The organism is Flavobacterium cheongpyeongense (genome assembly GCF_003202435.1).
GTDB lineage: Bacteria > Bacteroidota > Bacteroidia > Flavobacteriales > Flavobacteriaceae > Flavobacterium > Flavobacterium cheongpyeongense.
Genome location: NZ_QJHK01000004.1, coordinates 196,212 through 215,403 on the forward strand (window position 1 = coordinate 196,212; position 19,192 = coordinate 215,403).

General features: G+C 33.3%; 17 protein-coding genes and 1 pseudogene. 4 read left to right on the plus strand and 14 right to left on the minus strand.

The window, feature by feature from the left end; translation table 11 throughout:
* Positions 1-162 precede the first annotated feature (162 nt).
* Positions 163-549 carry a DUF423 domain-containing protein gene (locus DMB65_RS06610; RefSeq protein WP_110305861.1) on the plus strand — a complete coding sequence of 129 codons (387 nt, stop codon included), beginning with the start codon at positions 163-165 and terminating at the stop codon, positions 547-549.
* A 186-nt stretch (positions 550-735) separates the two neighbouring features.
* Entirely contained in the window at positions 736-2,340 is a 1,605-nt protein-coding gene (gene pckA, locus DMB65_RS06615; RefSeq protein WP_110305862.1) for a phosphoenolpyruvate carboxykinase (ATP), read from the plus strand.
* A gap of 127 nt (positions 2,341-2,467) precedes the next feature.
* Here the strand turns inward: pckA and DMB65_RS06620 are convergent, their stop codons facing one another.
* Positions 2,468-3,526, minus strand: coding sequence for a phytase (locus DMB65_RS06620; RefSeq protein WP_110305863.1), 1,059 nt, complete (start codon positions 3,524-3,526; stop codon positions 2,468-2,470).
* 75 nt (positions 3,527-3,601) lie between these two features.
* On the minus strand, positions 3,602-6,412 hold the full coding sequence (locus DMB65_RS06625; protein WP_110305864.1) for a TonB-dependent receptor: 2,811 nt from the start codon (positions 6,410-6,412) through the stop codon (positions 3,602-3,604).
* A gap of 416 nt (positions 6,413-6,828) precedes the next feature.
* Here DMB65_RS06625 and DMB65_RS06630 point away from each other — a divergent pair, with 416 nt between their 5' ends.
* Positions 6,829-7,929 (plus strand): DUF4407 domain-containing protein, encoded by a 1,101-nt coding sequence (locus DMB65_RS06630; protein WP_110305865.1) that lies wholly within the window; start codon positions 6,829-6,831, stop codon positions 7,927-7,929.
* Between the two features lie 79 nt (positions 7,930-8,008).
* Here the strand turns inward: DMB65_RS06630 and DMB65_RS06635 are convergent, their stop codons facing one another.
* From DMB65_RS06635 to DMB65_RS06660, 6 genes are all read right to left on the minus strand, one after another.
* Positions 8,009-8,917: a pseudouridine synthase gene (locus DMB65_RS06635; protein WP_110305866.1), complete on the minus strand. Its 909-nt coding sequence runs from the start codon at positions 8,915-8,917 to the stop codon at positions 8,009-8,011.
* A gap of 311 nt (positions 8,918-9,228) precedes the next feature.
* Positions 9,229-10,188 (minus strand): geranylgeranylglycerol-phosphate geranylgeranyltransferase, encoded by a 960-nt coding sequence (locus DMB65_RS06640; RefSeq protein WP_110305867.1) that lies wholly within the window; start codon positions 10,186-10,188, stop codon positions 9,229-9,231.
* A gap of 32 nt (positions 10,189-10,220) precedes the next feature.
* Positions 10,221-11,159, minus strand: a complete 939-nt coding sequence (locus DMB65_RS06645) for a mevalonate kinase family protein (RefSeq protein WP_110305868.1) — start codon at positions 11,157-11,159, stop codon at positions 10,221-10,223.
* 4 nt (positions 11,160-11,163) lie between these two features.
* Complete coding sequence (locus tag DMB65_RS06650) at positions 11,164-11,469, minus strand: type II toxin-antitoxin system RelE/ParE family toxin (RefSeq protein WP_110305869.1); 306 nt, start codon at positions 11,467-11,469, stop codon at positions 11,164-11,166.
* Positions 11,469-11,687 (minus strand): hypothetical protein, encoded by a 219-nt coding sequence (locus tag DMB65_RS06655; RefSeq protein WP_110305870.1) that lies wholly within the window; start codon positions 11,685-11,687, stop codon positions 11,469-11,471. The genes DMB65_RS06650 and DMB65_RS06655 overlap by 1 nt, the downstream gene beginning before the upstream one ends.
* A gap of 30 nt (positions 11,688-11,717) precedes the next feature.
* Positions 11,718-12,800 carry a diphosphomevalonate/mevalonate 3,5-bisphosphate decarboxylase family protein gene (locus DMB65_RS06660; RefSeq protein ID WP_110305871.1) on the minus strand — a complete coding sequence of 361 codons (1,083 nt, stop codon included), beginning with the start codon at positions 12,798-12,800 and terminating at the stop codon, positions 11,718-11,720.
* A 184-nt stretch (positions 12,801-12,984) separates the two neighbouring features.
* Between DMB65_RS06660 and DMB65_RS06665 the strand changes: the two genes are divergently transcribed.
* Complete coding sequence (locus DMB65_RS06665) at positions 12,985-13,461, plus strand: TspO/MBR family protein (protein ID WP_110305872.1); 477 nt, start codon at positions 12,985-12,987, stop codon at positions 13,459-13,461.
* Positions 13,462-13,487: 26 nt separating this feature from the next.
* On the opposite strand, the gene DMB65_RS06670 is transcribed toward DMB65_RS06665, so the two are convergent.
* The 6 genes and pseudogenes from DMB65_RS06670 to DMB65_RS06700 all read right to left on the minus strand — a co-directional run bounded on the left by DMB65_RS06670 (position 13,488) and on the right by DMB65_RS06700 (position 19,187).
* Positions 13,488-14,216 (minus strand): hypothetical protein, encoded by a 729-nt coding sequence (locus tag DMB65_RS06670; RefSeq protein ID WP_110305873.1) that lies wholly within the window; start codon positions 14,214-14,216, stop codon positions 13,488-13,490.
* 98 nt (positions 14,217-14,314) lie between these two features.
* Positions 14,315-14,962 (minus strand): HAD family hydrolase, encoded by a 648-nt coding sequence (locus tag DMB65_RS06675; RefSeq protein WP_110305874.1) that lies wholly within the window; start codon positions 14,960-14,962, stop codon positions 14,315-14,317.
* Positions 14,963-14,969: 7 nt separating this feature from the next.
* Positions 14,970-15,134, minus strand: a pseudogene (locus DMB65_RS06680) (NAD(P)/FAD-dependent oxidoreductase); the annotation flags it as partial.
* Entirely contained in the window at positions 15,121-16,647 is a 1,527-nt protein-coding gene (locus DMB65_RS06685; protein WP_110305875.1) for a transglutaminase domain-containing protein, read from the minus strand. The gene DMB65_RS06685 and the pseudogene DMB65_RS06680, both read right to left, overlap by 14 nt.
* 620 nt (positions 16,648-17,267) lie before the next feature.
* Positions 17,268-18,035, minus strand: a complete 768-nt coding sequence (locus DMB65_RS06695; RefSeq protein ID WP_110305877.1) for a hypothetical protein — start codon at positions 18,033-18,035, stop codon at positions 17,268-17,270.
* A complete protein-coding gene (locus tag DMB65_RS06700; RefSeq protein WP_110305878.1) occupies positions 18,036-19,187 on the minus strand; it encodes a hypothetical protein in 1,152 nt (383 codons plus the stop codon).
* Between the last annotated feature and the right edge of the window lie 5 nt (positions 19,188-19,192).

Sequence of the window (19,192 nt, forward strand, 5' to 3'; positions counted from 1 at the left end):
ATAACACAAACATAGTAAATTGTTGTAAAAATAACAATTTATATCCTGTGAAATTTTGTATTACCCGAAAGTAAAGTAAACCAGTTTTTTTGAAAAGTGTATTTGAAATGTTTTTTGTTTGTTTGAATTAAGACTATTTTTGTGATATTAAACACGAATAAAATGGATAGAAAAATAATTATTACAGCAGCTGTTTTTGGAATGTTGTCGATCATTTTTGGAGCTTTTGGTGCCCATGCATTAAAGGCGGTTTTAAGCCCTGAGCAGCTGACCAGTTTTGAAACAGGAGTTCGCTACCAAATGTATCATGCTTTCTTTCTGTTTTTTGTCGCATCCAGAAAAGAGCTGTCTTTGAAAACATTAAAAGTGATCTATAATTTAGTCTTGGGAGGAGTACTTTTATTTTCAGGATCGATTTTTTTACTGACTACCAAGAATGTAACCACTATTGACTTTAAAATTATAGGATTCGTAACTCCTATTGGCGGATTCTTATTAATCTTCGCATGGTTGGTCCTTTTGACTGCTTTTTTTAAGAAAAAATCATAAAATTGATTAAAATAAATTCTATCTAAGATTTAATACTTAATTTTGTTGTATATGTAACACGTAACTTAATTGCTGTGATTTTTTTACACTATTTAAAAGGATGGTTTAATAAAATCACAAAAAAACTGAGATACATGGCAATTTTTAAATTGACATTTAAAGTAAATTATAACACAACAAAAATTTATGGAAACGAATACACTTTTCCCGAAATCGATTTCGCTTACTAATTTAGGAATCACTAATGCCAAAGCTCACTATCAACTATCCGCAGAAGAATTGCATGAGATTACTTTACAGTCGGGTCAGGGTGTTGAAGCTTCTACAGGTGCCTTGGCAATAAATACAGGCGAATTTACAGGTCGTTCTCCGCAGGACCGTTTTATTGTAAAAGATGCTGTAACAGAAGATAAGGTTTGGTGGGGAAATGTAAATATTCCGTTTTCATCAGAAGCTTTCGAAAAACTATATAATAAGGTAACGCAGTTTTTATCTAATAAAGAGCTTTTTGTACGGGACTCATATGTTTGTTCTGATGCCAATTACAGGTTAAATGTTCGTGTTGTAACCGAAACGGCCTGGTCAAATTTGTTTTGTTATAATATGTTTCTTCGTCCTGAAGAATCTGAACTGGCAAACTTTACTCCTGACTGGACCGTAATCTGTGCACCAGGTTTTATGGCAGATCCTGCCGTAGACGGAACACGCCAGTCAAACTTTGCTATTCTGGACTTTACTAAAAAAGTAGCCTTAATTGGCGGTACAGGTTATACAGGAGAAATGAAAAAAGGGATTTTCTCTGCTCTTAACTTCATTTTACCTGTTTTCGAAAATACCTTACCAATGCACTGCAGTGCTAATGTTGGAGAAGCTGGAGATACAGCTATTTTCTTCGGATTATCAGGAACAGGAAAAACTACTTTGTCTGCTGATCCTGAACGTAAATTAATTGGTGATGATGAACACGGATGGACCAGTGAAAACACTGTTTTTAATTTTGAAGGGGGGTGTTATGCAAAAGTAATCAACTTATCTGAAGAAAATGAACCGGATATTTTCAGGGCTATCAAAAAAGGGGCGCTTTTAGAAAATGTCGTTTTTAAAGCAGGTACCAATGAAGTCGATTATGAAGATGTTTCCATTACTCAAAATACGCGAGTGAGTTACCCAATAAACCATATCGATAATATTCAGCCGGGATCTATAGGGCATAACCCTAAAAATATATTTTTTCTGACAGCAGATTCTTTCGGAATTTTGCCTCCTATCTCAAAACTGACTCCGGGGCAGGCGGCGTACCATTTTATTTCCGGATATACCGCAAAAGTTGCCGGAACTGAAGCCGGGGTTACAGAACCACAACCTAATTTTTCTGCATGTTTCGGAGCACCATTCATGCCTTTGCATCCAACAAAATATGCTGAAATGTTAAGCAAAAAAATGAAAGATGCCAATGTAAAAGTCTGGCTGATTAATACCGGATGGACAGGCGGAGCTTACGGAACAGGAAGCCGCATGAAACTAAAATATACCCGTGCCATGATTACGGCAGCTCTAAAGGGAGAGCTAGATCACGTTGAGTACAAAGACCACTCAGTATTTGGAATTGCAAAACCACAATCTTGCCCGAATGTACCAAGTGAAATTTTAAATCCAAGAAATACTTGGGAAGATCCTGCGTTATATGATAAAAGGGCATTAGAATTGGCTCTGAAATTCAAAGCTAATTTTGCCAAATTTGAAGAGTTTGCCAATGCTGAAATTTTAGCAGGCGCACCTATTACAGAATAAAAGGCAATTAATTCAAACTAAAAAAAGCTGTTCATAACGAACAGCTTTTTTATTTGGTTTCCAATCGCAGCTAAAAAATAAAATAAACACTCAACACTGTGCTGCGACTGAAAACAACACTGAAAATTTATTTTTTTGCTTCGTCAATACGTTTTTGGATTAAATCCCAGGTGTAGTAATGAAAAGTCATTCCGTTGCTCATGGCTACAAAAAGACCGTTTTTGTATTTTACCCCTAAGTTTACGCTGGTAACATCGGCACCATCACATTCGATTGTAGAGACTGGTACTTCTGCCAGTAATTGATAGCTGTTTGGGTTTCCGTTAACACCTTCCCTTGGATACACCATAAAAGTATTTGCCTGTTGGTTTGATACCAAAATATATCCTGTTGAAGCTGTTTTTTTGTAGATGGCAATTCCTTCGTGATCTGCTTTGAAATCTTTCTGACCAAAGAAAGCCAGTTCTTTATTATCGTTTAAAGCCGGATCTGCTTTGTATTTTCTGATTCCAACTTGTTCGTCACAGTAGTAAATTGCTCCTAATTCATTATCAACTGCAATCGCTTCGATTTCTTTCTTTCCGCTGTAAGTTCCAAATTTGCGAACGACTTTTGCTATAGCAAATTTTCCTTTTCCAGAAAGTTCATACTGCCATAAATAATTTCCGGATGGACCTGTTTTTCGTCCTACAATGGCAAAAATTTTCTGATCACTTGGGCGAGTGTATAAAGCAACTCCCATTGGATCGCGCAACTCCTCACCTTCAAAAACCGAAATTCCGCCATTATCGATAGGTTCTAAATCAGGTAAACTAAAAATTCTGATTCTATTTTCTTCACGTTCTGTCGTCACGGCAACGTCTACTTTTTTTCCGTCAATAATCAAACCGTAAGCGATATCAACATTATTTGGACGTTTTAGAGGAATTGACTTTTTTAGAATTTTTCCGTTTAAATCAAATGCATACAAACCTCCATCGGTATCTTTATCGGTGCCCACAATAATACTTTTAGAAGCATCCGTTGGGTGAATCCATATTGACGGATCGTCAGTATCATGAGGAAGAACTTCGGTAACTGCCGTAGGTTTTACGGCATTTGGTGCAACCGGAGCTAATTTATCATCTTTACAGGCTGTAAATAAAGCACTTAAAAGTAAAAAAGCAAGTATAGATTTATTTTTCATTATATCATTTTATTTAGAAAGCAATTAGACAGAGTCGTTAAACCCTGTCTAATTTAGTAATTTTAAAAACAGGTTTTACAAGTCTAATTTCAGTCCGAAATTGTAACGAGCCTGATAATATTCGGCTTGTTTGGTATGTGCTTCAATTCCCTGATAGTATCGCAATGGCTGGTTTGTTAAGTTGTTAGCTTCAGCAAAAAAGCGAAGTTTTGGCGTGATTTTATAAGAAGCATTCGCATCCAGAAAAAACTGTTTGTCATAAAAACTGTCATTATACGATTCAGATCCCAGTTCATCTAAATAATCAGATGTGAAGTTTGTTGAAATTCTGGCAGAGAAACGTTTGTTCTCCCATGACAATGATCCGTTGAACATATGAGGCGCAGTTCCAGGAAGACTGATGTTGTTTCTTTCATTTCCATCTTCATCAGCAATTCCTTTTGCTTTAGATTTCGTATAAGTATAATTCAGATAAATACCAAAACCTTTAAGAAATGCACCCGGTAAAAAGTCCAATTGACGTTGTATTGCTACTTCAAAACCATAAACATCAACGTGGTCTCCGTTTCTTGATTGTAAAAATGACCAGTTTTCACCTGCAGGAATTGGATTCACCTGAGTTGGGAAATCTGCCGCAAATTTTGAATCTGTATATTGATTATCACTGTAGTTGTAAATAAAATCATTTAATTTTTTGTAGAAAACACCTCCGGAAATTAATCCAACCGATTTGAAATAATTCTCAACCATGAAATCATAATTGTATGAATAGGTTACATCAAGATCCGGATTACCAGCCGTAATTTCTTTATCAGCCGCAATATTGTTTACATAAGGTGCCAATGCATAATAGTTTGGTCTTGCTAATGCTGTAGTTGCTGCTGCTCTTAAAATCAAGTCTTTTGTAGCGTTATATTGAAATGAAATACTTGGTAATAAATTAGTATAAGAATTTGTCGTGTTGATCTGGCTTTCTAATTCTTCTTCATCTAAAACGCGATTTCCTGTATAATCGATGTGTGTGTTTTCAACACGGAAACCTAAAACCATTGAAAGTTTATCATTAAAATCCTGATCCCATCTTACATAAGCAGCAGTAATTCTTTCTTTTGCATTATAGTTAACAGCTAAATATTCAGCCGGATCTGCTTCCTTATCAAACAATGAAGCATTATTAAGATCTAAACTTCCTAAGAAATTAGCCGAGGCAAAAGTTCCTGGCACATATTTACTTCCCGGATTAAAATTTTTTCCATCAAAATAGCTGGATGGAACTTCAGATAATAATTCCATTCCGTCGTTTATTGGTTCGTAAGCGTAGAAATTGTTGTTTCTTTCTTTTTCTTTCAAACGAAGTCTAAGACCTGTTCTCAATCTTCCTTTTTCACCTGCAATTACAGAGAAAGGAAAACGGATATTGACTTTTGCACCAAATTCGCTTTCGCTTGTTTCATCTGTGTTTTCTGTAACCGAATCAAATTTAAATTTATCCGTAGATTCTCCCTCTGTTGTCAGCAGCGGAAATCTTGGATCAGATAAATCCTGAAACATATCCAGACCTTTCTGACGGTACTCTATATAACGTTCCTCCGGGCGATATTCTCTGGCTTTTGCATAGTTGGCAGACCAGTCTAAATCTAATTTCGAATTGATTAAGTGTTCTCCTCGTATGGAATAATTTTGAACACGCTGATCTTCTAGTCTTCTGTTTTTGTTTCGGTCGTTATCAGCTCCACCTTTTGTCTGGCGTCTTACACGTCCTTCAAAGCCAATGATTTCTTCTCCATTGTAAATTGGCTCAATATTATCATAAGTAGTTCTGAAACGGTTTTCCCTGTCATCTCTCCAGTTGTAGATTGCATTGGCAAAAATGCTGTTGTTTTCATTAAATTTATAATCCAAAGCAATAGATCCGCTTCGTCGAATACGTTGTACATCGTATTTTCTAACCTGAGATGCCTGTAAAAACTCATTCCCAAAATCGTCTTTTACCCATTCGTTTTCGATGTTGTCTGATCCATAATCTACATTATTGTACGATCCGCTGAAAACAGCTCCCAGTTTGTTGTCTAAGAAACGATTACCATAAACCAGTCCTGCTGTATAAGAAGCTTTTTCGCGAATTGGAAGATACCCCCCTGCTAATGTTGCTGAGATTCTTTCTCCATTTGGAGTTGCTCTTGTTACTAAATTTACAGAACCTCCAATCGCATCAGCATCCATGTCAGATGTCAATGTTTTATTTACTTCGATAGTCGAAATCATATCTGAAGGAATCAAATCCATCTGTACATTTCGGTTGTCCCCTTCTGCAGACGGAATTCGGTCACCATTCAAGGTTACAGAGTTTAAGGAAGGAGCCAAACCTCTAATGATGATATTACGCGCTTCCCCCTGATCATTTTGCATGGTGATACCCGGAACACGTTTTAATGCATCTCCCACATTGGCATCCGGAAAACGGCCTACCTGATCTGATGAAATTACGTTTCCTATATTTTTGCTGTTTTTTTGCTGGTTCAGTGCTTTTGCCTGACCTTTTAAGATGTCTCCCACTACCACCTCATTCAATTCTGTTCCAGAAGTTTTAAGTGCAAAATCGATTACGTTGTTTTTACCCTGTTCGACTGTGATTTCCTGAGTAGTGGCTGTATATCCAATATATTTTACTGTTACCTGATACGTTCCAACATTAATATTAAGCAATTCAAACCGTCCGTTATAGTCGGATACAGTGTATTTGTTTTCACCTAGAATTTGAATCATAGCTCCAGGCAGAGGCAGTTTGTCATCAGCGTCTAAGACCTTTCCTGATATGATTGCTTTTTGGGCATAGCCCGTCAGCGTTAATAAAAATAGCATTGCAGCCACATATAAATTTTTCATTGTGATTTTGGTTTGATTTTGGTGCGAAACTATAACCTTAATATTATTAAAACCTGTGAAAAAAATTAATATACTGTTATGATTGAGTGTTTCAAAGCAAAAAATAGTAATGTTTATGTAACATTGAAATAGCAGGTCCATTGAGTAATTAGTGATTAGTTTAATGTGTGAGTTATTCACGAATAACATTGTAGTTTTTATAAAGACCTGAATTTAGATAGCTAAATGAATTTTCTTTCTTATTCGATAAACAAAAAACTAATCACTAATCACTTATTACTAATTACTATGGACTTAAAACAATTAAAAAACACCAAATAATTGATTCACAAGTAAAAACAAATCAACTATTTAGCTTCCAATTAAATTTTTGGCGTTAAATTTGCCTTATCATCATTAATCAAAAATCATCAATCATGTTAAAACAATTTTTTATCCTGTGTTCAGGAGCAGACCGTAATCTTCTGAAAGATTGCTCAGAAGGCGAACAAACCAAATATGTTGGTATTGGTGCCACCGTTTTTTTTACTGCAGTTATGGCTTTTCTGGCCAGTGCTTATGCGCTTTTTACTGTATTTGATTCTATTTATCCTGCCTTAATTTTTGGGTTTGTATGGAGTTTGCTTATTTTTAATCTCGACCGTTTTATTGTCTCCACCATTAAAAAGAGAGATCGTTTGATGGATGAATTCCTTCAGGCGACTCCCAGAATCGTACTGGCGGTAATCATTGCAATTGTAATTTCAAAACCATTAGAAATCAAAATTTTCGAAAAAGAAATCAATACCGTTTTGCTAAAGGAAAAAAACGAAATGGAACTAGCCAATAAAAAACAGGTTGGCAATTATTTCAAATCGGATTTAGATAAAAACAAGGCAGAAATTGCCGCTTTAAAAGCTGATATCCTCAAAAAAGAAAAAGAAGTAAACGCTTTATATTCTACTTATATCACAGAAGCCGAAGGCACTTCCGGAACAAAAAAACTGGGAAAAGGTCCGGTATATAAAGAAAAACGTGAAAAGCACGATGCGTCTTTACAAGAGTTGACAGCTTTAAAAACCTCTAACGAAGCCAAAATTGCAGAGAAAGAAAAAACAGGCAAACAATTACAAGCCGATTTAGATAAAAAAGTATTACAAACACAACCCATCATTGAAGGTTTTGATGGATTAATGGCGCGAATAAATGCCCTGAATAAACTGCCTTGGCTTCCGTCGTTTTTCATCATGTTACTGTTTTTAGCCATTGAAACCTCTCCAATCATTGCCAAATTGCTTGCTCCAAAAGGAGAATTCGATATTAAACAGGAAGAAGCCGAGACCGCAATGAAAGCTACTTTGGAACAAAATAAATACCAGCGTGATTTATTGTTAAAAACCAGCGCCTCGATGCACGATAAAGTGTATGCAGATATTGCCGAAGATAAAAGTTTATACAGTTTACAGCGAAAAAATGCAACAGACTTATTAGAACTGCAATCACATAATTTTTTAGAAAAGCAAAAGGCAACATTTTAGTTTTTAGAAGAAACTACGCGTAAAAAAATCCTATTTCACTTGTTGTAAAATAGGATTTTTTATACTGCTGAATTGCTTCTTACATGTTTTTCAAATTGATGATTTCCTGATCTGTCAGAAAACGCCAGTTACCTCTTGGCAGGTTCTTTTTGGTTAAACCAGCAAATGATACACGGTCAATCCTTAAAACATCATAATCAAAATTTTCGAAAATAGCACGAACCACTTTTACATTAGAGGAACGTAATTTAAGACCCACTTCGCTCTTTGGCTCCTTATCAATATAGCTGATTTCTTCAACAAAAACTCTGTGTCCATCTAAAACTAAACCTTTGCTGATTTTTTCTAAATCTTCAAATTTTAAATTTTTATCCAGTGAAACCTGATAAATTTTAGACGATTTCTGACTCGGTAAAGTAAACTTACGAATCATGTCTGTATCATTGGTAAACAACAATAAACCAGTTGTATTTTTGTCCATTCTTCCAATAGGAGCGATTTTAGCCGTAGTAGAACCACGAACTAATTCAAGAACATTTCGGTATTCCTGACCTTCATCAAGAGCAGTAGTAAAATTTTTAGGTTTATTCAGCAAGATATATTCCTTCTTTTCAGGAGTCAAAACAACACCGTCAAAGTTTACCACATCATTCAATTTTACCAAATAACCCATTTCAGTAACAGGAACACCATTAACTTTAACATTTCCTGACTGAATGTATATATCAGCATCACGACGCGAACAAACACCTGAATTAGAGATATATTTGTTCAGACGAATTTCGTCAGCTGCTTTTTGTCTTTTCGGAGCCTGATTCTGTTTTTTCAATTTAGCGGCTTTTTCTTCTTCCGCAGCCTTAACAGCAGGGTTCGCTTTTTTTGGCCCTTGCGCACGCTTTGCCATAGGAGGTTTTGGCTTGCTGGAGTTTGATCTTGAGCTATTTGGTCTCGATCCGCCTCTTTTATTATTGCCTTCCTTATTATTCATAAATTCTGTAATTTGTGCAAAGATAGTTTTTTCCTGCTAATAATCTTAAGTTCAATGTCCTTAGATTGATAGCTTTAAACATTAGATTGATTTGAAGCATCACATCAGGCTTTTTTCAGACATGGTTCCCGCTTTCCGTTCCCAATCTTTTATTTTTTAAAGAAAAAAATAAAAGGATTTCCTCTTCAATCGGGGCTATAGTCAGGCAATTGGCTCTTTTTAAAGATTAATTATTACACAAAGTTTCTAAAAGTGAACACATACCTACACAAATTTTTATAATTCTTTGGGAATCTTTGGTAAATTAAACCCTAAAAATTAGAAATCAATTGCTTACCGTGCCACAAAACACTTGGATTAATAAGCACAATGCAAAATACACCCGAAACAATCAAAAATTTCAAAACATTATGGAGCAGCAAATATTGTTCTTTGGAATTTGACTTCCATAAATAAAGCAGAAAAAAAATCATTGCTGCAAAGCACACATAGAAATAAACATCCATGTATCCAACATCATAAACATCAATTAGTACATAAACCGGAAGCACCGTTAAAAACGTCAAACCAGTAATAATTTGTTTAGAAACTATTTCGTTAAAAAGAATCGGAATTGTATGGTAATCATTGGCCAAATCACCTTTTAAATTCTCCAGATCTTTGATCATTTCGCGAATCAAAAGCAATAAAAACAAAAACATAGCATGGGCAGAAATCACAGCAAAATGACTTCTGTGGTTTTCTATTTCATCAAATGAAATCTGGTGGTAGAAAAAATATAATAAAATGGCAAAAAAAGGCAAAACAGCCAAAAAAGCAGCTGTCAGATTTCCAACAATTGCATATCTTTTTATTTTATGAGAATAAAACCAAATCAGAAAAATATAGGCTGAAAAAAATAAAAAAGCACGCCAGGAAACAATCAGCGCCATCAAAACCGCAATAAAATTCAAAGTGAAATAAACGGATAGTTTTGTTTTCTGACTAACTAATCTGTCCAGCATTGATTTATTCGGTCTGTTGATTAAATCCTTCTGACTGTCATAAAAATTATTAATGATATATCCTGAAGCTATTGTAATGGCTGAAGCAAATACAATCAGAAACAAATAAAAATCCAGTAAAATATCAAGTGCTCTTTTTTCGGGTGCCAGTATAAAAATAGCTGATAAATATTGTGCTAAAATAATAATCGGAATGTTGTAACCTCTTACCACAGAGAACAGACTGACAATTTTCATGACTAAAAGTTTGTGCTGCCTGCTTAACATACGGATTTAAAGTTTTAGAAAAATTTTTTAAATTAGAATTGGTAAACGACTTCTAATTTATAATCTTTTAAAGAAACTTTAGCACGCTCTAAATCTTGAGTAAAACCTAAAATATAACCGCCACCGCCAGAACCACAAAGTTTTAAATAATAATCATTGGTGTCAATTCCGTTTTGCCAGATTCCGTGAAACTGCTCCGGAATCATGGGTTTGAAATTATTTAAAACCACTTTAGAAAGCTTTTTAGTATTGGTAAACAACGATTTCATGTCGCCGTGTAAAAAGTTTTCTACACAAGCGTCTGTATATTTAACAAATTGGTTTTTCAGCATTGCACGGAAACCTTTGTCTTTCAGATTTTCCATAAAAATATTGACCATCGGAGCGGTTTCACCCACAATTCCGGAGTCTAATAAAAATACAGCACCTTTTCCATCAAAACTTTGAGTAGGGATACCGGTTGCCTCAATATTATCTTTAGAATTAATTAAAATCGGAATGCTCAAATAACTGTTCAACGGATCCAGACCAGAACTTTTACCATGGAAAAAACTCTCCATTTGCCCAAATATATTTTTTAGCTGTAACAGTTTTTCACGGGTAAGGTTTTCCAGAACCGTAATCTTGTGAGTAGCATATTTATCGTAAATCGCTGCAACCAGGGCTCCGCTGCTTCCAACACCATATCCCTGCGGAATACTGGAGTCAAAATACATTCCGGTTTCCACATCACTTTTTAGGGAAGCAATATCAAAAGCAACCAGATCAGGCTGTTCTGTTTGTAAGTTTTCCAGATAAATGGTATAGCGTTTTAAACTTGCATTTGAGGCAATTGCTTCTGCAGAAGGATTTTCATCTTTCTTTAGTGCCCCATTATAAAAATTATAAGGAATAGAAAGTCCTTTAGAGTCGCGAATGATTCCGTATTCTCCAAAGAGTAATATTTTTGAGTAAAATAAAGGTCCTTTCATATGTTTATTTTATGTCTTTATTTATTTGATTTGGGTCTTGTCTGGTGTCGAAAAATGCTAAAATCCTCACTTCTTTAGTACTGAATTTATAATAAATTGTCGTTTGTTTTGACAACACACATTTGTGATGTTTTGTATTAAATTCCGATTTTGGGAAAATTTCCGGCTCGGTTTGTATTAGATAAATTACTTTGTCCAATTTCAAAATGAATTTATCTTTTACTTTTTTTGACCATTTAAATTCTAAGTACGCTAATAATTCAAATAATTTGTTTTCAGCATTTTTTGAAAAGATTATCGTTCTTTTCATTAACGGTACTTTTTCATCATGTCTTCATACAGAACAAATTCACCACGTTCAATTTGTCTTTCACCTTCTTCAATTTCTTCTTTTTGTGCATCAGTTAAATCATCCCACCAATCTTTTTTCTTTTTGGTCAGCAATTTTTTAACCGCTTTAATGATAGCAGGATCATTTGTCTCTTTCAGCATATTCATCGCCTCACGTTTTTCTAATTGAATGTCCATAATCAAAAATTTAATTAAAGATACGTAAAATTATAATGCAATTGCACCTGCTCCAATTTCGTCACAAATGTACTGACCATTTTGACAAAAGCCAACTAATTCGTCCTGAATAAATTGCAATACTTTTTCTTTTACATTTTCAGGATACAAAACGTGTACGTTGGCTCCGGCATCTAAAGTAAAACAAACCGGAACATTAGTCTCGTTTCTGAATTTCCAAATGGTATTGATAATCTGTAAAGTATTAGGTTTCATCAGAATGTAATACGGCATTGAAGTCATCATCATGGCGTGCAGGGTCAGGGCTTCACTCTCTACAACCTTAATGAATTCAGCTACATTTCCATTTTCAAAAATGGCTGTTAATTGATCTAGGTTTTCATGTGCTTGTACAAAACGGCTGTAGGCATACGGATGATGGTGCATCAAATCGTGTCCAACAGTACTTGAAACTTGTTTTTCGCCTTTGTCAACCAGTAAAATCGTATCCTGATAGTTCTGGAAATTCTCATGAATCGTGTACGGAAATGCAACGCCAAACAAATCCGTGCTTCCTTTTATATTCTTCTGAGTTCCCCAGACTACGACATTTCCTTTTACACTTCGGCAGGCACTTCCTGAACCTAAACGGGCTAAAAAGGATGCCTTTTGGTAAAAATAATCATCTGTAATTTCCGGGTTCAGCAATTTTTCTAAACTCATAAAATTCATTGCCAAGGCGGCCATTCCAGATGCTGAAGATGCAATACCTGAACTGTGTGGAAACGTATTTTGGGTATCAATGGTAAAATGATAGTCTTTCAAAAAAGGCAGATACACTTCGATTCTTTCTAAAAACTTCCTGATTTTTGGTTTGAAATCTTCTTTTGGTTTTCCTTCAAAAAGCAAATCAAAAGAAAAAGAAACCTGGTTTTCTTTCTTTGCAAAAGCCAGTTTTGTAACCGTTTTACATTTATTCAGTGTAAAACTTACCGACGGATTCGCCGGAATCTGGTTGTCTTTCTTTCCCCAATATTTGACTAATGCGATATTACTGGGAGCACTCCATTCAAAGTTTCCGTTTTCGACTGTTGAAGAATATGTTTTAGGAATAAAATCAGCTGCTGTAAACATGAATTATAAAATTTGGGGCAAAGATAGTTTTTAAATTTTTTCACCCTATACCTTTATATAAGAAAATACAAGCTGAAACTTGTGTAGAATTATTAAAATTATCTCTCTAAAAACTTAATGAGCGTAAATAACTTATAGGGTTTAAGCTTTCTTTTGACTATTTTTGAATACAAAATCTGATAATATGAATAAGATCGCCAAAATAGCTATTACTATAATCGTTTGTCTGGCCGTGGGCTATTCTGCCAGTATGGTAACAAGACCAAGTGTGGCAGAGTGGTACCCTACAATTGAAAAACCTTTTTTTAATCCGCCCAACTGGATTTTCATGCCGGTCTGGACCTTACTTTATATTTTGATGGGTGTCGCTGCCGGATTGGTCTGGGATAAAATAAAAGAACAAAACCAAGCCGTTAAAAAAGCATTAGGCTTCTTTTTGATTCAGCTTACTTTAAATGCCGTTTGGTCGTATTTATTCTTCGGATTAAAAAACCCGATGCTGGCCTTAATCGAAATCGCGCTTTTATGGCTGATGATTTATGAAACGTATTTAAAATTCATCAAAATCAATAAAACAGCTGGTTATTTATTGATTCCTTATCTGGCATGGGTTGGGTTTGCAGCTATTTTGAATGCGAGTATCTGGTGGCTGAATAGATAGTTTTTTTTAGATCAAGTCTTCAAAATCTATTTCAACTTCTTAAACTCTTCCTTTTTGACATATAAAAAATCCATAATAGCCAGAATATTGGGATTATCTTGAAGTGTTTTCGATCTGGGATCGGCATCGCAGAATTGAAGAAACAACTCTTTTTCCCCGGGTTTTAGTTTTAAATCCTTCTCAAAAAAATCAGGATTTACGGTGTTTTTTACCAGTTGAGTAAATGGTATTTTTGGACTTTCTGTTTTAGCGGTTTCTTCATTTTTGAATAAATTATGAATTTGTTTTCCAAGACGGATAAAATCAATACCGTTTGGTATATTCGCTTCTTTATAACCGGCAATTTGCAATCCCTCCTTTGATTTGTGAGCATTTAGCTTAATTTCCCTTATGTCTTCTTTAGTTAGCCAGACTGCTTTTGTTTCCTTATTTAAAACAACAACTTCTTTTAGTTCTTCGGGTTTAGCAATCATGTTGACTAATAAATCCGTATGAATGTTTTCTGAAGTGATTTTTATTCGGCTAAAGAAATACACTTTTGAAAAAAACAACAGGCTGTCGTTGATACTTACAGCAATGTCAAATTCGCCTGCTTCATTTGTCCTGGTGCTCTTTTTTGCTGTTTTGTTGATTACTTCAACATTTTTGAGCGGAAGATTTTGAGAAAACACTTTGCCATGAAGTAATTTTTCGGTTTGGGAAATACTCAGCTGATACGTGAAAAAAGAAATTGTGGTAAGTAATTTTACTCTCATACAGAATTAGTTAGCTGAGAGTAAAATTATTAGAATTGTCTTAACTAAAACTTACAGAACATGTAAAGTCTTGTTAAATAGTATTTTGAGGGAATATTTTACAAAATCTGTAGTAACTCCAAAGGATTGTTTATAACGACTTGTGCTCCGCTGGCTTTCAATTCTTCTTCTGTTCTGTAGCCCCATGTTACACCCACGGGAAACATTTCTGCATTTAAAGCTGTTTCAATATCCACATCAGAATCGCCTATAAAAAGGATTTCTTCGGGTTTTAAATTCCAGTTTTTGCTGATTTCAATTGCTTTAAATGGATTTGGTTTTTTGAGTTCTTCTGTGGTTAAACCTGCAATCGTATCAAACAAATTGGGAAATAATACCTCCGTTACTTTTTTAGTCAGTTCATCAGCTTTGTTCGAAAAAACAGCCAGTTTGAATCCTTTCGAATGTAAATCATTTATCAATTCAGCTATTTCATTATACGGTTTAGTTTTCTGAACACAATTGATATCGTATGTTTTAAGCATGTTCTCAAAACAAAACTCAACCTCATCTTCCGTATTGTTGGTTGGAGGCAAAGCTCTGGCAACTAATTTTCTTAAACCATTCCCAATAAAATACTGATAGCTGTCGTAGGTATGAGTTGGATAATTTAGTTCGGTAAGAACACTATTCATCGCATCTGAAATATCTTCTAATGAATTGACTAATGTGCCGTCTAAATCAAAAATAATTCCTTTAAATTTCATTTTTATATTAAATGTTATTGGCTAAAATAAACCCGCTTGTCCAGGCATTCTGAAAATTAAATCCTCCGGTAATAGCATCTATATTGACGATTTCGCCTGCAAAATAGAGATTTTGATGCAATTTGCTTTCCATGGTTTTAAAATTGATTTCTTTTAAATTAATACCAATCAACGCTACCATCATTTTTTAGTAGAAAAATTTTGTTGATTTTGTTGGTTTCATCGGTAAAATGATATAGTGTATTGGTTTGCAAATTAGTTGTTGAGGTCATAATCCATTCATCTTTTTTTGAATTTTCTTCTACAATTTTTTGACAAATTGAGGTTTTATTTTCAAAATCTAAAATTTTGGCGTTATTTTTTGCGTTTTTTAATTCTTTGTTTTTATACCCATTTAAGTTGATTTCTTTTTTTGAAGCTAATGAATTAATGTGTTTTATTTCACCCAATTTATTGATTATAAAAGGTTCACTTGCTTGTTCTGTTGTAAAGTAACGATATTTAGTAAGGCAGTATAAATTATCTTTGGATACATTGTTAAATGCAACAGTTGCTTGATTTGGGTTGTAGAAATAATCTACAGGTTTCCACCAGCCATTATTCCAAATAGATAAATATACTGGTTCTTGGTATTTTTTTTCTAATGGGAATGTCAGATTAGTTGTTTCAAAATATTCTGATGTTACATCAAGGGAATTATCCTCAAATAAATTGGGATGAATTATTGATTTGTCATTTTTTATTGAATTAACTGATACTAATGCGAATTGTTTCCGCATGACTTTAGGTGCATTTTTATAGGGTAGGTTAAAAAATCCTGGGCCATTATCAGACAAAGCGTCAAACGGATAGTTTTTCTTTGTTTTTGTATCAAGAATAAAGCACCAATCATGACCTACATCATTTGAAGCCCTTTTATACTGAATGCCGTCAAAACCACTTGGAATTCCTAATGCCCGAAGTGCAAAAATCATCAAATTACACATATCATTGCATTTACCTGATTTATCTTTTAACAATTCAGAATAAGAACGTACTTTTTTTTCTTTAAAATAACGATTGCCTCCAAATTGAAAACGTTTTTGATAAATTTTATTGATATAGCTTGTTGCGGCAAGTACGGTTGTGAAACTATAAACAGAATCTTTTTGGGCTTGTGATAAATCATTTAAAACCTGATCACTCCAATTTTCAAGTTTTTCAGTACTGACACGATAGGGTAAAATGTATTCATAAAATTCAGCATCAGTCAAATCTTTGCAAAACGGACTTTTTTCTCTGACCTCAAAGGCTTTATCAATATTATTGATTAAAAATTGAGCAGTAATATATTTTGAATCGGGTAAAAATGTTTCTTTTTCATGCAGTTTGCCTCTAACAGCAGTAATAGAATCCAACCATTTTTTTTCATCCATTTCATCTTTAAAATTTGAAATATTATACCCAACAGACTTTTCGTTATTGTCTACTAAATCATAAATAAAACTGCCTTTGGTTCCTATATTTGCTATTAAAAAGTTCACAGCTTTTAGTTTTTCATTATCGTCTTTCTTTTTGTAATGTTTTATTACAGCTTCGAGTTCAGGATAGTTTTTAATTGTTTGCTTTAAAGTGTTTTTGTTTTGTTGACAAAAGCAATTTGGACTAATAAAAAATATTAATAGAAATATAATGAGGTTTTTCATAAATTAGGATTATATAGTTGATGCTGTGTAAATAGTAAAATTACCAAACTGTAAAATTTGGTACTTTTTTATCTAAAATAAAAATGTTTTTTATTGTATTTTTTTTATTGTAAATACTACTGATTATTCTTGATATGATATTTTCATAGGCCATAGATTATAAGAGGATTTTTTTTAATTTTCAATAAATATTATTACCTAATTGTATTTTGTATTTTTTTGATTTTTACTTAGAACTTCCACGCTAAGTATTTTTAAATTTTTAATGGAGAGAATATGTTTTGGACTATCGATTGAATAATATTCGTAGTAATTATGAATAGGAGGTTGAGGATTTACTTTAACAATATCATTTTTATCTATTTTTTGCCTCTTATAACCATAATTGAATACTTTTATAGTAGCATGTTTATTTGTTTTGTCTTTTTTAAATACAAATAATTTTTGATTTTTTGTGTTATCTATATTGATATAAATAGTATCACTAGAAATTTTTTGCGAGTATGAATTGAAATTTATTAAAATAAACAATAACAATATTTTTTTTTCATAATCTTAAAGTTTAATTACAGTTTTCACTGCCCATATTATTAAAATTTGAGATTATATAATTTCAAATACTAAAGTTTATATTTAGTAATTATGTTATTAATTAAATAATCATATGATGAGGCATTAGAACTTGAATCTTCTTGAATACTTATATTAAGCTCTTTATTTTGTGTTCTGTAAGGATAATCTTTTGTTAACTTTGTATTGAATATAAATCTTATTTTAAATACTTTAAGTTTTTTTAAACTATCCAATTTTTTTGATAAAGAATAATCTATATTTTTGAGCCTATTTTTATAATAGACTTTCATAGTATCAGGATAAGTTAGATCTTTTTTAAATTTAGGAATGTATGTTTCTATAGTAGTGTAACCTTCTTTATTTCTTATTGTATTTATTAATACATCATTCGTTTCATCAAATAAATCAGGAGGTGATAAAATAGTTTTTTCTTTATGAATATTAATGATTTTTTCTGTTTTTTTGTTGGGAGCATTTATGGAGTCAAACCATGTGCCCAGTTCTGATCCATTTTGATAGACAAAATATTTAAAAATTGTCTTGGTTCTTCCAAGAGTTTCTTTTTTTTTAGAATAATAATAATAAGGAATTTCATAAATAATGTTATTTCCTTTATAAATTATTGACAAGCTATCAGTTACGTTTCCTACATCTCCATTGCTTTTAACGAAAGGGAGGTTATATTTTATTTTTATTTTCTCATATTTATTTTTCTTTTTTGTTAAAGAATAAATACTGAATGAAAATAAAATTAGTATTAAAGAGACAATCACTGTCCCTTTAATACTGTTTTTTGTGTTAGTTGATTTACTCATTTAATTTAGACCAAAATCAGAAATTGTAAATATTCTTTGTGCTGTATAATTTTGATTATCAGCAAATGGCATTCCTCTGCATATAATCGAGCACTTCATATGAAAACTTAAGTCCATTATTGCATTATACAAACCTAATGTTTCAGTCCCAGTATGACTTTCTACTGTAGTCACAACAAACATCTCTGAAGAATCTAAACTTAGTGTTTGATGTGTTAATGATTGCCATTGATATGGATTATTAATATTACTTACTTGTTTGAGCACTCCTTTTTCAATACTTTTTACATATGTTTCATCTCCGACTTTTATTCTCCAACTTAAATTTTTAGCAGTAGTATTTGAATTTTGGGATATGAAGGTACTTCCTAAAAATTCGGTATTAGCTACTTGATCATATAAAATAGAATTTATATCTATATCTGAACATTCAACATAATCATCACCAGGATCAGTTGGATCCTCTGGATTTGGATTATCAGGCACCTCCCAACATGTTTCACCATATACAGTGTAACATCCACCATCATAATATTGGCAATTGTACATACTTTCACCTCCATCATCCGTCTCGCAATCATAATAAGTAGTACACACATCGTACAACGGAACATTCTGGCAAATAGTTCCCGTTATTTTTTGTGAGTTACTACTTGAGGCTTTCTCTTTTAATCCGGGATTTCCGTTTTTAATACCGAGTATGTCTTTATCTAGTGCCATAAAGTACCCAATCCATTCCCCTCTGCTCCAAAAAGGCAGTTTGTTGTTGTTGGTAAAGAGGCGGGTACGTACGGTCATGTCCTCTACCATAGCAATTCCTTTTGGGTCTTTTACAAGGCTGAGTACGCCAATGACATTTTCTTTGTCTTCACTTAAAAAAGGCACTAAAATCCTTTTCTCATTTTCAATGTAAATAAACATGGCTTCGTTCCATAAGACATCGTTTTTAGCTAGTTTTCGCTCTAAAGAAGCACTGCTTGAACCATTTTTGAGCTGTTCAATGACTTTTTTCAAAACGGCACTATCGCCATTGTAATGCCATAAATGGACAGCATTCGCTCTGTTGGTTTCTTCAATTTCAATTTGATCGCTTGCACAGGAGGCAAGTAATGTCAGTAAAAATACTGACCCTAAATGTAGTAAATTTTTCATGGTTG